Source organism: Streptomyces aureus (assembly GCF_001418135.1).
GTDB classification, from domain to species: domain Bacteria; phylum Actinomycetota; class Actinomycetes; order Streptomycetales; family Streptomycetaceae; genus Streptomyces; species Streptomyces aureus_A.
In genome coordinates this window covers 1-13940 of the sequence record NZ_LIPQ01000072.1, presented here as the reverse complement: position 1 = coordinate 13940, position 13940 = coordinate 1, and the positions used below count along the sequence as shown (strand labels likewise).

The 13940-nt window shown below is 72.2% G+C and carries 12 protein-coding genes; 5 read left to right on the top strand and 7 right to left on the bottom strand.

Annotation, left to right across the window (positions count from 1 at the left end; genetic code table 11):
• Positions 1–70: 70 nt before the first annotated feature.
• The 3 genes from AOK00_RS07600 to AOK00_RS07590 all read left to right on the top strand — a co-directional run bounded on the left by AOK00_RS07600 (position 71) and on the right by AOK00_RS07590 (position 3515).
• The gene (locus AOK00_RS07600) at positions 71–1072 is read left to right on the top strand and encodes a carbohydrate ABC transporter permease (RefSeq protein WP_055599540.1); all 1002 of its coding nucleotides are present in this window, start codon (positions 71–73) and stop codon (positions 1070–1072) included.
• A gap of 4 nt (positions 1073–1076) precedes the next feature.
• Positions 1077–2000: a carbohydrate ABC transporter permease gene (locus AOK00_RS07595; RefSeq protein ID WP_055599539.1), complete on the top strand. Its 924-nt coding sequence runs from the start codon at positions 1077–1079 to the stop codon at positions 1998–2000.
• A gap of 72 nt (positions 2001–2072) precedes the next feature.
• Positions 2073–3515 (top strand): GH1 family beta-glucosidase, encoded by a 1443-nt coding sequence (locus tag AOK00_RS07590; RefSeq protein WP_055599538.1) that lies wholly within the window; start codon positions 2073–2075, stop codon positions 3513–3515.
• Positions 3516–3593: 78 nt separating this feature from the next.
• On the opposite strand, the gene AOK00_RS07585 is transcribed toward AOK00_RS07590, so the two are convergent.
• The 3 genes from AOK00_RS07585 to AOK00_RS07575 all read right to left on the bottom strand — a co-directional run bounded on the left by AOK00_RS07585 (position 3594) and on the right by AOK00_RS07575 (position 6843).
• Entirely contained in the window at positions 3594–4064 is a 471-nt protein-coding gene (locus tag AOK00_RS07585; RefSeq protein ID WP_254047275.1) for a hypothetical protein, read from the bottom strand.
• Positions 4065–4229: 165 nt separating this feature from the next.
• Complete coding sequence (locus tag AOK00_RS07580; protein WP_079041880.1) at positions 4230–4970, bottom strand: IclR family transcriptional regulator; 741 nt, start codon at positions 4968–4970, stop codon at positions 4230–4232.
• Between the two features lie 277 nt (positions 4971–5247).
• Positions 5248–6843, bottom strand: coding sequence for a hypothetical protein (locus AOK00_RS07575; RefSeq protein WP_055599536.1), 1596 nt, complete (start codon positions 6841–6843; stop codon positions 5248–5250).
• A 328-nt stretch (positions 6844–7171) separates the two neighbouring features.
• On the opposite strand from AOK00_RS07575, the gene AOK00_RS07570 reads away from it, so the two are divergent.
• Positions 7172–8086 carry a glycerophosphodiester phosphodiesterase gene (locus AOK00_RS07570; RefSeq protein ID WP_055599535.1) on the top strand — a complete coding sequence of 305 codons (915 nt, stop codon included), beginning with the start codon at positions 7172–7174 and terminating at the stop codon, positions 8084–8086.
• Between the two features lie 3 nt (positions 8087–8089).
• On the opposite strand, the gene AOK00_RS07565 is transcribed toward AOK00_RS07570, so the two are convergent.
• Genes AOK00_RS07565 through AOK00_RS07555 form a run of 3 tightly spaced genes read right to left on the bottom strand, consistent with a single transcriptional unit; the run spans position 8090 to position 10373 of the window.
• Positions 8090–9160 carry a CU044_5270 family protein gene (locus AOK00_RS07565; RefSeq protein ID WP_055599534.1) on the bottom strand — a complete coding sequence of 357 codons (1071 nt, stop codon included), beginning with the start codon at positions 9158–9160 and terminating at the stop codon, positions 8090–8092.
• On the bottom strand, positions 9157–9822 hold the full coding sequence (locus tag AOK00_RS07560) for an RNA polymerase sigma factor (RefSeq protein ID WP_107097330.1): 666 nt from the start codon (positions 9820–9822) through the stop codon (positions 9157–9159). Before AOK00_RS07560 ends, AOK00_RS07565 begins: the two co-directional genes overlap by 4 nt.
• Positions 9819–10373 carry an HD domain-containing protein gene (locus AOK00_RS07555; RefSeq protein ID WP_055599533.1) on the bottom strand — a complete coding sequence of 185 codons (555 nt, stop codon included), beginning with the start codon at positions 10371–10373 and terminating at the stop codon, positions 9819–9821. The genes AOK00_RS07560 and AOK00_RS07555 overlap by 4 nt, the downstream gene beginning before the upstream one ends.
• 136 nt (positions 10374–10509) lie before the next feature.
• On the opposite strand from AOK00_RS07555, the gene AOK00_RS07550 reads away from it, so the two are divergent.
• Positions 10510–11442 carry a TIGR03564 family F420-dependent LLM class oxidoreductase gene (locus AOK00_RS07550; RefSeq protein ID WP_055599532.1) on the top strand — a complete coding sequence of 311 codons (933 nt, stop codon included), beginning with the start codon at positions 10510–10512 and terminating at the stop codon, positions 11440–11442.
• Here AOK00_RS07550 and AOK00_RS07545 read toward each other — a convergent pair.
• Positions 11431–13722, bottom strand: coding sequence for an MMPL family transporter (locus AOK00_RS07545; protein WP_055599531.1), 2292 nt, complete (start codon positions 13720–13722; stop codon positions 11431–11433). The two genes, AOK00_RS07550 and AOK00_RS07545, sit on opposite strands and share 12 nt — an antisense overlap.
• Between the last annotated feature and the right edge of the window lie 218 nt (positions 13723–13940).

The window sequence follows — 13940 nt, the reverse complement described above, 5'->3', positions numbered from 1 at the left end:
CCGCCGCCCGCGGGCGGCGGCCCGGCACCGTCCGCACCACCGCACGCATCGACCCTGGAAGGACGCCCCCGTGGCCACCTCCGTTCGGGCGAGGCCGGACGGCTCCCCGCCGCCCGCCGCACCGCCCTCCTCCCCCGGCCCGCGCGGCCGCCGCTCCCCCGGCGGCCTGCGCAGCACGCTCTACCGCTGGGACATCAAGGCGATCCCGTACGTCTTCGTCGCCCCCTTCTTCCTCACCTTCGCCGCCTTCGGCCTCTTCCCGCTGATCTACACCGGCTGGCTCTCGCTCAACCGGGTCGAGCTCGGCGGGGACCCGACGTGGAAGGGTCTGGAGAACTACACCGACCTCGCGACCAGTGAGTTCTTCTGGAACGCGCTCTTCAACACCTTCACCATCGGGGTGATCGCGACCGTTCCCCAGCTGCTCATGGCGCTGGGCCTGGCGCATCTGCTCAACTACAAGCTCCGCGGCCGGGGCTTCTTCCGGGTCGCGATCCTCGCCCCGTACGCCACCTCGATCGCGGCGGCGACCCTGGTCTTCGCCCAGCTGTTCAACACCGACTACGGGATGATCAACAGCGTCCTGGGCTGGGTCGGCTTCGACCCGGTGAACTGGGAGTCGTCCAAGTGGCCGGCGCAGATCGCCATCTCGGTGATCGTCACCTGGCGCTGGACCGGCTACAACGCCCTGATCTACCTGGCCGCCATGCAGGCCGTGCCGCAGGACCTGTACGAGGCGGCCTCGCTCGACGGGGCCTCGCGCTGGCGCCAGTTCGTCAGCGTCACGATCCCGTCGATCCGGCCGACCATCCTCTTCACGATCGTCGTCTCCACCATCGGGGCCACCCAGCTGTTCGGCGAGCCGATGCTCTTCGGCGGCAGCGTCGGGATCAGCGGCGGCAGCGGCAACCAGTTCCAGACGCTGAGCCTGCTGATGTACGAGAAGGGGTGGGTGACCGGCGCACTGGGCCAGGCTTCGGCGATCGCCTGGGTCATGCTGCTGCTCCTGCTGCTCGTCGGCGGCGTCCAGGCGCTCGTCTCCCGCCACAACCGCAAGAAGCTGGGGGGCTGACCTCATGGCGCAGACACTCGACAGGAGCCCGGCCGAGTCCGGAACCCCGGCCGCCGCCCCGGCGGCGGCCCGCCCCGGGCGCCGCTTCCGGCAGACGGCCGGCCGCCAGCACCACGCGGGACCGCTCACCTATGTGCTGCTCGTCGTCGCCGCGTTCGTCTCGCTCTTCCCGCTGTACTGGAACGTGGTCGCCGCCTCGCACAGCGGCGAGCGGGTCGTGGAGGCCCCGGCGCCCCTGCTGCCCGGCAACCGCCTCCTGGACAACCTCAGCTTCGCCTGGAACCAGGTCGACATGGGCGAGGCGCTGATCAACACCACGGTCGTGGCGAGCCTGGTGGCCCTGTCCACCGTGCTGTTCTCCACGCTGGCCGGTTTCGCCTTCGCCAAGCTGCCGTTCCGGGGCCGGGGCATGCTGCTCTCCCTGGTGGTCGCCACCATGACGATCCCGCCGCAGCTCAGCGTCATCCCGCTCTACCAGATCATCACCGACCTCGGCTGGTTCGATCAGCTCCAGTCGGTCGTCCTGCCCTCGCTCGTCGCCGCGTTCGGCGTGTTCTTCATGCGCCAGTTCCTGGTGGAGGCGCTGCCGATGGAGCTGGTGGAGGCGGCCCGGATGGACGGCGCGCACAGCCTCCGGATCATCTGGCACGTGGTGTTCCCGGTGGCGAGGCCCGCCATGGCCGTCCTCGGCATGCTGGTCTTCGTGCAGGCCTGGAACGACTTCTTCTGGCCCTTCATCGCGCTCACCCCGGACGGCAACCCCACCCTTCAGGTGGCACTCGCCGGGCTCGGCGCGGGCAACCACACGGTGGACCACGCCGTCGTGCTGACCGGCGCCCTCATCTCCACCGTGCCGCTCCTCCTGGTCTTCGCCTTCCTGGGCAAGCACATCGTGGGCGGCATCACGGCCGGCGCCGTCAAGAGCTGACCGGCCGCCCCGCCCTTCCTACCGAACGTCTCGAACGTACTGACCCCGTACCCGCGTTGGGAGCCCTCTCCTATGACCGCGTCCGAAACCCGGCCGCTCACCGCCACCCGCTCGTTCCCGTCCGACTTCCTCTGGGGCGCGGCCACCGCCGCGTACCAGATCGAGGGAGCGGCGGCCGAGGACGGCCGTACTCCGTCCATCTGGGACACCTTCTCGCACACCCCCGGCAAGGTCTTCGAAGGGCACACCGGTGACGTGGCAGTGGACCACTACCACCGGTTCCGCGAGGACGTCGGGATCATGTCCGAACTCGGCCTGAACGCCTACCGGTTCTCCGTCTCCTGGTCCCGGGTGCAGCCCACCGGGCGCGGTCCGGCCGTGCAGAAGGGCCTGGACTTCTACCGGGCGCTCGTCGACGAGCTGCTCGCCGCCGGGATCGAGCCGGCGCTCACGCTCTACCACTGGGACCTGCCGCAGGAGCTGGAGGACGCGGGCGGCTGGCCCGAGCGGTCCACCGCCGAGCGGTTCGCCGAGTACGCGGGGATCGTCGCCGACGCCCTCGGCGACCGGGTCAGCCGCTGGACCACCCTCAACGAGCCCTGGTGCAGCGCCTTCCTGGGGTACGGCTCCGGGGTGCACGCCCCGGGCCGCACGGATCCGGTGGCCTCGCTGCGCGCCGCCCACCATCTGAACCTCGGGCACGGTCTCGCGGTCCAGGCCCTCCGGTCCTCGCTGCCCGCGGACCGGCAGATCTCGGTCTCGCTCAACCTGCACGAGGTGCGGCCGCTGACGGGTTCGGCCGAGGACCTGGACGCGGCCCGCCGGATCGACGCCGTCGGCAACCGGATCTGGCTGGGGCCGATGCTGGAGGGCGCCTACCCCGAGGACCTGATCCTCGACACGGCGCAGGTCACCGACTGGTCCTTCGTCAGGGACGGTGACACGGCGACCGCACGGCAGCCGCTGGACCTGCTGGCGATCAACTACTACACCCCGACGCTCGTCTCGCAGGTGCCGGAGGGTGCGGAGAAGCCGCAGGACGACGGCCACGGCAACAGTGACCACTCGCCGTGGCCGGGCGCGGACTCGGTGGCCTTCCACCGAGCGCCGGGCGAGCCGACGGCGATGGGCTGGGCGGTCGACCCGAGCGCGCTGTACGACCTGCTGACCCGGGTGTCGGAGGCGTACCCCCGGCTCCCGCTGGTCATCAGCGAGAACGGGGCGGCGTACGAGGACGTGGTGTCCCCGGACGGTTCGGTGCACGACCCGGAGCGCGCCGCCTATGTGCACGCGCACCTGGAGGCGGTGCACCGGGCCATCGAGGACGGGGTGGACGTCCGCGGCTACTTCCTCTGGTCGCTCCTGGACAACTTCGAGTGGGGCTACGGCTACGCGAAGCGGTTCGGCGCGGTGCGGGTGGACTACGACACCCTGGAGCGGACGCCGAAGTCCAGCGCCCGCTGGTACGCGAAGGTGGCGCGGACGGGTGAACTGGTGGCGCCCGACGGCGACTGATCGCCGCGGAAGCGAGGAGGGCCGTGCCGATGATCCGGCACGGCCCTCCTCCATGAGCCTCGGGACGGTGGACGACGGTCAGATGTCGATCACGCGGTAGCCGATGACGTAGACGCCGCCGGAGCCCTCGACCGAGCGCCACTGGGTCTCGGCGCCGACCTCGCTGCCGGTGACGAGCGTGGCGCCGAGCTTGTCGTCGCCGCTGGTCGAGTCGTAGTCCCAGAGGGTCAGGGTACGGGCCTGCTGCTTGCCGAGGATGAGGGCCGCGTTGCCGTTGCCGTCGGCCATCGACCGGACGTAACCGGTGCCCATGGTCTGGTACTTGACACCGTTGCCGGGCCAGACCTTGACGGCGTTGCCGTTGGCGTCGGTGATCTTGAGGTACGCCTCGTCGTGGTCGCCCTCGCTGTTCTTCTGGCAGTGCAGCTCGACCAGTTCGATCCGGACGTAGTCGATCGGCTCGGCCTGGGCGGTGCCGGCGAACGCGGCGACGCTGCCGAGCCCGAGCAGGGCGGTGGCGGCCGTTCGGGCGATTCGGTTCTTGCGCATGTGGTCCCCCCACACGTCGGGTCACTGACGTGACGGTGTTGTCGGCTCGCCGCGGTTCGGCGGGCCGGTGTGCCGTTCCCCTCGGCACGACACCCACTGTGCCCGCCACTCCCTCCCGGTTCTACGCGCGTTCCACTGGACGGAACGGCGCCGTTCGGAAGCCGTTCAGGGCGCGAGCGCGGCCGTCGGCAAGGCCCGTCTCCGCGGTCCGCCCCGGGCGAGCGCGCGGTTGACCGCGGCCCCCGCCTCGGCGACGCCGCGGGCGAGCGTGTCGAGCGGCCGGCCGGCCGGGACCAGCGCGGCGAGCGCCGCGACCGTGCGCCCGTCCGGGGTGCGGATCGGCAGGGCGGCACAACACACCCCGTCCATCACGTCCTCCCGGTCGAGGACGGCGCCGCCGCGGAGCGGCCCCCGCAGGGCCTTTCCGGCGGCGGTGTCGAGGTGGAAGGCGATGCCCTCCCGTACGGGGTGGACTGGTTCGAGTTCCCCGGGGACCGAGCCGACGGTGATGGCCATGTCCTCGCGCAGCACGGTGAGGACCACGCTCGCGCCGGTGGCGGCCCTGAGCCGCTGGAGCGGCAGGCGGGCGGCGGGCAGCAACCCCGGGTGCGGCTCCCAGGCCTGGCCGATGCGGTAGAGCTGGGGGCCGACCCGGTAGCGGTTGCCCTTCCGTTCGACTGCGCCGAGCGCGACCAGCTGGTCGAGCAGACGGTGGACGGTGCCTTTGGGCACCCCGCAGACGAGCGCCAGCTCCGTCACCCCGGCCTCTTCACCGCTCCGGCGCAGGGCGTCGAGCAGTGCGAAAGCCCCTTCGAGCACGCTCCGGCCGCGTGCCGGGCCGGGCGTGCCGCCCCGCTCCCTCCGGAGCCCGGCTCTGTGCGGTTCACATACCTCGTTGGTGTCCATGAGTCCCCCGACTCCGCGGGCCCGGCCGAGGTCCCCCGATGGCACGGCTCCGGGCATGTCTCCCACCATGCCGCAGACCGGTGGATTCCGGCGAAGGGCTCGCGTTGTCCGTCGTGTCGCGGGGCGGGCCCGGGGCAGGGGCGACCGCCCCGGCCGTACGGACCCGTCGCCGCGCCGTACCCTGCCGTGATCACGTGGTACGGCGAAGGCCCGGCAGGAGGTGCGAGCGTCCCCGCCGGCCGTGCCGGGCACGGCCGGCGGGGACGCCGTCACTCTGCTACGGCTGGCCGTCGAGCCAGCTCAGCTTGTGCCCGTAGAGCACCCGCTGGCAGTAGTCCGTGCCGTCCGGATCGCCCGCGCCGGGGTTCGCCACGCAGTCGTCGTCCTGCCCCGGGCGGTGTTCGGAGACGGACCACAGCCGGCCGGTGCCGCGCTCGACGTAGAGGTCCTCGGCGCCCCGGGCGGTCTTGACGGCCTGCCCCGACTGGACCAGCCGGCCGCCGTCCCACGTGTAGCGCCAGAGGTTGCCGGGCTCGTCGGTGCCCTTCGACTCGTTCACGTAGAGGGTGCCCTCGTGCGCCGCCGCGCCCTGCGCGCCGCCGTTGGCCAGCGGCAGGTAGTTCGCCCAGCCCTCCGCGGCGATGTCGGCCGAACGGCCCTCCAGGGCCGCGACCGGGTAGGAGGCGATGCGGCCGGTGGACGGGTAGCCGCTCTCGGGACGGCAGTACTCGCCCATGATGAGCCGGTCCGGGGTGGTGCTGCGGTCCAGCGAGATGTAGGAGGCCTTCGGCGCTCCGGTGGAGACGCAGGCGTACGAGCCCCGCGGGTTGTTCTGCGTCGCCTTGAACTTCCAGGCGGCCACCTGGGGCATCACGTAGCGGTAGCCGAAGCTGTACCAGACGTTGTCGTGCCGGCCGACCTTCGTCTTGTCCTCGACGTTGGCGGTGGTCTTCACGCCGTCCGTGTCGGCACCCATCGCGTCGTGCGTCCTGGGGTCACCGTCCGGGTCGAGGTCCATGATGTAGCGCATGTCGAAGACGCGCAGGCCGTTGCGGGTGTCCGCGACGTAGAGGTAGTTGCCGTACCAGACGATCCCGCCCGCGTGCACGCCCTTCTGGATGGGGTACTCGGCGGCGTGCAGACCGTCGAAGGAGACGTGGTCGGCCGAGTTCACGTAGGTCCAGCCCAGCAGGACGTGCCGGTACTTGACCTCGGGGCTGCCCGTGGCCGGGTTGGTCCGGCTCTGGACGAAGGTGATGCGGACGCCCTTCTGGTTGCAGGCGTCGTTCGCCTCCAGCTCGGCCGTGGTGCAGTCGCCCGCGGTCGGGAGCGGGTCGTTCTCGCGGCCCGGGTCCCAGCCGTCGTAGGAGGCGAAGAGCTGGATGTTGCCGGCGTCGCCCCACAGCTCGTTGTCCTTGGCGTCGGAGACGCCGGTCATGCCTTGGGGGACCCATTCCTGCGAGACGGAGTCGTCGTTCTGCAGGCAGTACTTGATGTCGGGGTCCGGGGCCGTGCCGAACGGGTCCCGGGAGCACCACGGCTGTACGGTGCGGTTCGCGCCGGCCAGCAGGTTCTGGACGCCGGACTTGGGCAGCACCGAGTCCAGTCGGGTCACCCGTGTGGTGGTCTCGGCGTTCATCGCGCCGGGCGACATCGTGAAGTCACCGGGTGAGGCCGCGCCGCCGGGGGCGGTCCAGGCGCGGGTGGTGAACGGCGAGGCGGTCGCCTCGGTCGTCCGGGGTTCCTGGACCCAGCTCTGCGGGGCGGCGGGCGGAAGGTCCTCCGCCTGCGCCGGTGCCGCGAGGCCGGTGAACGCGAGCGAGGCCGTGGCGGCGGCCGTGAGCCACGCGCGACGTATGCGCCGTGTGGGCATGTGTGGTTGTCTCCGTTGCTCCGGTGTCAGTAAGTCGAACGGAGAGTTCCAGAACGCTCGAGCGAAACGCAAACGTGTTCGCATCGTCGGCAACGACGCGCCGACCGCAGCACAGTTGGGGAGGATGCGGGCTTATCGCCATCCCCCGGGCGGCCCGGTCGCCGATAGGTGAGGGTCGGGTGAAGGTTGCCGCCGGTTCCGGTGAGCACCTCCGGGGAGATTCTCCGGAATTCCTTCATGGCTCCGGCCTCCGCCGTCCCGCGGCACGACGCGAGGGCCGCTCCGTGATCCGGCCCGATGGGCCCGCCGCCCCTTAGGGTGTGCGGACATGAGAGACCCTCACCCGCCCGCCTCCCGGCGCCGTCGGCGTCGCGGGACCACCGGCCTGGTCGTCGTGGTCGCCGGTTTCGCGGCCGCGCTCGTCGCCACCGCCCCGCCCGCGCTGGCGGCTCCCCGCCCTCCGGCGGACGACACCGCGGCGACGAGTCCCTGGATGCGCCCGGCGGGGGCACCCGTGACCGTGATCGCCCACCGGGGGGCCTCGTCGGCCGCCCCCGAGAACACTCTGATCGCCGGCGAGGTGGCCCGGCGGGGCGGCGCCGTCTGGATCGAGAACGACGTCCAGCCCAGCAGGGACGACGTGCCGTACGTCCTCCACGACACGACCGTCGACCGGACGACGGACGGCACGGGGCCGATCCGCTCGCTGACCTCCTCCGAGCTGGACGCCCTCGACGCCGGTTCCTGGTTCGCCCCGGCCTTCGCCGGCACGCATGTCCCCACGCTGGAGGCCCAGTTGGCGGATCTGCGGACGCGGGGCGGGAAGCTGCTGCTTGAGGTGAAGGGCCGTCACACCTACGCGCAGGTACGCCGGATCGTCGAGCTGGTACGTGAACAGGGCATGACTGAGAGGGTCTTCGTCCAGAGTTTCGAGGTTCCGCACCTGCGGTACGTCCACGAACTGGCCCCCGAACTGCCGTTGGGGCTGCTGCGGGACACCCTGGACACCGACCCCCTCGCGGTGGCCGAGGACCTGCGCCTCGCCTCGTACAACCCGTCGGACCGGGCCCTGTCCACCCGCCCCGAGCTCGTCCGCGACCTGCACGCGGCGGGCGTCGCCGTGAACGTCTGGACGGTCGACAGCCCGGCCCGCTGGAAGGCCCTGGACGCGCTCGGAGTGGACGGCATCATCACCAACCGCCCGACGGAACTGGGCGGTTGGTCGTCCGGACAGCGGTCCTGAGGCCTACGGCACGACCTTGATGCCGTCGACGAAGGCCCGGACCATGACCGCGTTGGTGGAGACGACGGTCCCGGGCTTGATCAGGCCGCCCTCGCCACCGTCACCCTTCACCTGGACGGTGCGCTCGCCCAGGAAGGTGAAGGTCCTGCTGTCGAAGATCCACTCGGTGCGCTGTCCGCTGGCCTCGTCGAGCCGCGCGACGGCGACCCCCTTGCGGCCGGCGGCGTCGGTGGCGCTGTCCACCATGACGACTCCGGGGATCTTCGCGGCGGCCCGGTAGAGGGCCGCCGTCAGCTTCGGGGTCGGCCAGCTCTCCACGAGCAGGTCCCCGATGGTGGTGAAGGCCTGCTGCTCCTTGCCGTTGCCCTGTCCCTCGGTCTCCTCGTAGATCTTCCGCAGCAGCGCGTCGGGGTCGGTGGGGAGGCTCGCGAGGTAGTCGTGGGAGGGCGCGCCGAGGTGGGGCGTCGGCACGTTGCCCTGCTCGTCGCGGCCTTCCAGGGTGATGCCCTCGGGGCCGGTGTTGCCGGGCTCGATCAGCCAGCCCTTGAGGCCGTCGGGCGACCGCCAGGACTGCCGGGTGTGCAGGGGGTCGCTGACGAGGCCGCTCTCCCCGTTCACGGTCCTGACATGTGTGTTCGCCGACCGTGTCTCGATGTAGATGTACTGGCCGGCGCGGCCGTTCGGGGCCTCGGCCCCGGCGGCGGCGAGCGAGATCCGGTCGAGGAGCCGGGGCCCGCCCTTGGCGTCCACGACGCCGATGGTGGTGGTGAGGGCGGGGCCGGTGGCGCGGTCGACGGGGTGGGGGTTGTCGGTCCCGCCCGGGGTGAGGACGAGGACGCCGACGGCGAGCGCTCCGGCGAGCACGGTGGCGGCGGGCAGCAGGATCGCCTTCCGCAGGAAGGGGTTGCGCGCGGTTCGCGCGGCGGCGGTGCGGCGGTCGTCGTGGATCTGGCTCATCAGGCGCTCCTTGTGGAACTGGTGGCGGCCCCGGGGAAGGTCGTGTTCCTCGATCGCCGGGAGGCCTCCGGTCTCGTGCCGGTTCGCCGTACGGGTCTTGTCCGGGTCGGGGTTCATCGGATTCCTTCCTGCGCGGGCCGGACCGCGTTCACGCGATCACCTGTTGTCTGTCGAGTGCGGGAGGCGGGTTCCCGTTTCTCCGGGACGCGTTCGCCTCTCTCTCCGGCGAGTTCCGCCTCGGCACCGGTACGGAGCCTGGCTCGGGCCCGGGAGAGCCGGGAGCGGACGGTGCCGACGGGGACGCGCAGGGCCTGGGCGACCTCGGTGTAGGCGAGGCCCTCCCAGAGGCAGAGGACGAGGACTTCGCGTTCGGTGCGGCGGAGGGTGCCGAGCGCCCGCAGGGTGGCGGCGATGCGGCGCCGGTCGTCGATCCGGCCCGCGACCTCGGAGGCGTGGTCGGGTACCGAGGCCTCGGCCTGTCCGGCGGCGGCGTACGCGTCGGCGGCCGCCCGGTAACGGCGGTTTCCTCGGCAGTGGTTGCGGGAGACGTTGGTGGCGACGCCGAGCAGCCAGGGCCGGAGCGATCCCCCGGCCGGGTCCACCTTCTGCCGGAGCCGCCAGGCCTCCAGGAAGGTCGCCGCCATCACGTCCTCGGCGACCGACCAGTCGCCGGTCAGCCGGAAGGCGTGGTTGTAGACGCTCCGGGCGTAGGAGTCGAAGAGTTCGGCGAAGGCCGAGGGGTCTCCGTCCCGGACGCGTGCGCGCATGTCGATGTTCACGTCTCTCGTCTGTCCGGCCCCCGGAGCGGGTTCCCGTGACCCGCGTCACACCGGTCGGCGAGTTCCCCCAGGAGTCCGGGGTTGACGATGCGCAGGATGGTCGCGACGTGCTCGGGGTCGGCCGCCGCCCAGAGGGTCTCCCGGGCCGCGCGGTACTTGGCGGCGAGCCGTTCCCGCTGCTCGGGCGGCAGGGCGGCGGCCCGGTCCGGGCGGCTGTTGTGGGCGTTGTCGGCGATCTTCACGAGGGTGGCGTCGGGATCCTGGGTGATCCGGCGGATCTTCTCCTCGTAGGCCGTGCCGGGGGTGTTGGTCACGGCCTCGACGACGGCGACGACGCGGTCCGGGATCCCGGCGGCGCGGAGCCGGTCCGCCGTCCACGCGGTGTCCTCGATGACGTCGTGGAGCAGCCCGGCCATGGCCAGGTGCGGGCCGAACGGTTCCAGGCCGGCGGCGACCGCCCGGACGTGCTCGACGTACGGGACACCGGTCTTGTCGGTCTGTCCGGCGTGCGCGCGGCCGGCCAGCGCGTCCACCTCGGCGAGAGTCGTCATCGCCCCATCATCGCGGGCCCCAGGGCCGCCCCTCGCCTCCCCCGCCCCGGCTGCCCGCCGGCCGCGCTCCGCCGTGCAACACACTCTTCACACACGGGCGGGAATCCCGTTCGCGGACGGGCCGGTTGGCAGTGGTATGACTCTCGGAGTAACGCTCGGTTCGACCTCCGTCCAGCGCACGATCGACAGCACGGTGCGGCTCGCGCGGGAGGCGCGCGACGCGGGCCTGCACTCGGCGTGGTTCGGCCAGACCTTCGCGTACGACTCGCCCTCGCTGGCCGCGATCGTCGGGCGCGAGGTGCCCGGTCTCCAGGTCGGGACCTCCGCCATCCCCGTCTTCGGCCGCCATCCGCTGCTCGTCTCCAGCCAGGCGCAGACCGCCCAGGCGGCCACCGGCGGCCGCTATCACCTCGGGCTCGCCCTCGGCACCCAGCACCTGACCGAGACCGGTTTCGGCATCCCGTTCCGGCGGCCCATCGGTCTGCTCAGGGAGTTCCTCACGGCGCTCCGCCCGCTGCTCGAAACGGGGAGTGCCGACTTCCACGGCGAGCTGCTCACCGCGACCACGCCGTACTCGGCGGCGGTGCCGGGCGCCCGGCCGGCCGTGCCGGTCCTCGTCGCCGCGATGGGTCCGCAGGCCCTGCGCGTCAGCGGTGAACTGGCCGACGGGGTCCTGCCGTTCCTGGCCGGGCCGCGCGCGCTCGCCGAGCGCATCGTCCCCACCGTCACCGCCGCGGCGGCGGCGGCCGGCCGGCCCGCACCCCGGATCGTGGCCCTCGTCCCGGGCGTGGTCACCGCGAACGCCGAGGTGGAGGCCGTACGGCAGAAGGCGGCCGAGGCGCTCGCGCTGTACGAGCGGATCCCGTCCTACCAGCGCGCGATCGAGGCGTCCGGCGCCGCCCGGGCGGCCGAGATCGCCGTGATCGGCGACGAGGAGACGGTCGCCGCGGAGGTACGGCGCTACCGCGAGGCGGGGGCGACGGAGGTGGTGTTCACGGCGACGGAGCTGAACGGCGAGGAGGGCCGCGCGCGCACCTGGAAGCTGCTCGGCGAACTGTCAGGCGGCTGAGCCCCGGCCGCCCTTCGCCGCGCCCACGGCGGGTTCCGGCTCGCCCTCGCCCTCGGTGTCCAGGTGCGGGAGCAGCCGGTCCAGCCGGCGCGGACACCACCAGGCGTGCTTGCCGAGGAGGGTCATCACCGCCGGCACGAGCAGCAGGCGCACCACGGTGGCGTCGATGAGGACGCTGGCCGCCAGACCGAGACCGAGCATCTTGACCACGATGTTGTCCGAGACGATGAAGGCCGCGAAGACACTCACCATGATCAGCGCGGCGCAGGTGATCACCCTGGCGGTGATCTCAAGGGCGTGGGCCACACTGGCCTTCGGATCGCCCGTGCGCAGCCAGGCCTCACGGACCCGGGACAGCAGGAAGATCTCGTAGTCCATGCTCAGGCCGAAGACGATGGCGAACATCATCATCGGCACATAGCTCTCGATGGGCACCTTGCCGGAGACACCGAGCGCGGGCCCGCCCCAGCCCCACTGGAAGACGGCCACGACCACGCCGTACGAGGCCGCGATGGAGAGCACGTTGAGGACGGCGGCCTTCACCGCGACGAGGACGCCGCGGAAGACGATGAGGATGACGAGGAAGGCGAGTCCCACCACCACGGCGATGATCAGCGGGAGCCGGCTGGAGACGAGGTCGAGGAAGTCCACCTGGGAGGCCGTGGTACCGGTGACGTACGTCTGCGCGTCGGTGCCGGTCACCGCCTGCGGCAGCACGTCGTCGACGAGGTGGTTGGTCAGCTGGGTGGTCTTCTCGTCCTGCGGCGAGGCCACCGAGTAGGCGGTGCCGACCAGGACGTCTCCGTCGGAGGTGGCCTGGAGCGGGGTGATGAAGGCAGCGTCCGGGACCCCGGTCAACGCCTGCTTGAGCTTGTCGGCGAGGTCCGCGCGGTCCGCGGCGGGCACGGCCGTCTGGTCCACGACGAGGGTCAGCGGCCCGTTCGCGCCGGGCCCGAAGGCGGTGGAGATGAGGTCGTACGCCCGCCGGTCCGTGAAGGACTCGGGGTCGGCGCCGTCGCCGATGTGGCCGAGCTGGATGAAGAGCAGCGGGAAGGCCAGGACGAGCAGCACCAGGACGCCGCCGGTCAGGAACCACCAGGGGCGCCTCTCCACCCGCTGCGCGTAACGGTGCCAGGTGCCGTGCGCGGGCGTACCGGGCTCGGCGTCGGTCTCCGCCACGGGCTTGCGCACGTGGTAGCGGTCGATGCGCTTGCCGACGAGGCCGAGCATGGCCGGGACCAGGGTGAGCGCGGCCAGGACCGCGGTGACGACCGTGAAGGCGGCCGCCAGGCCCAGTTTGCCGATGAAGCTGACGCCGGAGACCCACAGACCGGACAGGGCGATGATGACCGTACAGCCGGAGACCAGGACGGCGCGGCCGCTGGTGGTCGTCGCGAGGCCGGCCGAATCGGCGGGATCGTGGCCGTTCATGAGGTTCTGGCGATGGCGGGTGATGAGGAAGAGCGCGTAGTCGATGCCGACGCCCAGGCCGATCATGGTGGCCAGCGTGGGTGAGACCGTGCCGAAGGTGAAGGCCGCCGCCATCAGGCCCAGGAGCGCGAGGCCGCAGATCACGCCGAGGAGTGCCGTGATCAGCGGCAGGACGGCCGCGATGACACTGCCGAAGCCGATGAGGAGGACGACGATCGCGACGGCGAAGCCGATCGCCTCGCTCGTGCGGTCGTCGGCCGCGGGCCGGGCGAGTTCGCCGAGCGGGCCGCCGTACTCGACGTCGACGCCGGCGTCCCGGAGCGGCTGGACGGCGGCGTCGACGCCGGGCAGGTAGTCGCTGCCGAGGGTGGAGGGCGGCTTGCTGAAGCGCACCGTGATGTAGGCGGTCTTGCCGTCCGTGGACAGCGGCCCGGTGTTGGGGACCCCGGCGGGCGGTGCGGGCGGCGTGGTGCCCGGCGGCGGCAGGGGGTTCTGCGCGCCGAGGACGTCGGGCAGTTTCTCCAGGGCGGCGACGGTCGAGTTGACGGCGGAGGCCTCGTCCGTGAGCGGCCCCGAGGTCCTGTTCAGGACGATCTGCGCGCCGTAGCCGCCGGCCGCCGGGTCGTGTGCCTGGAGGACGTCGAGCCCTTCGGCGGACTGCACGCCGGGCAGGTCGAAGTCGTCGGAGTACTGTCCTCCGACCGCTCTGTCGGTGATCTGGAGTCCCACCATCGCCGCCAGCCACAGCGCGATGACGATGATGAAGTGACGGGCGCACCAGTGCCCCAGTCGGTACAGCGCACCCTTGGGAGGTGTCGGCCGGGTGGCGGCCGGGCTTCCTGCGTTCATGGCGAGGCCGTGTCCGGTTGGGAAGTCCCCGAGCGGTCCCCCGCACCGACCGTGCGCGGGTCTACCCGTCCATTGTTCGCCTGCCTCGCCCCTCCGGCATCTCGATCGGCGCGGACTGGCGTTCGGGCAGGCCAGGCGGGGTGGGGGGCGAAATCGGGCCTGCCGGGCCGGTCGGGTCAGGCCGAGCCAGGTCGGGCCGGGTCGGGTCGGGTCGGGTC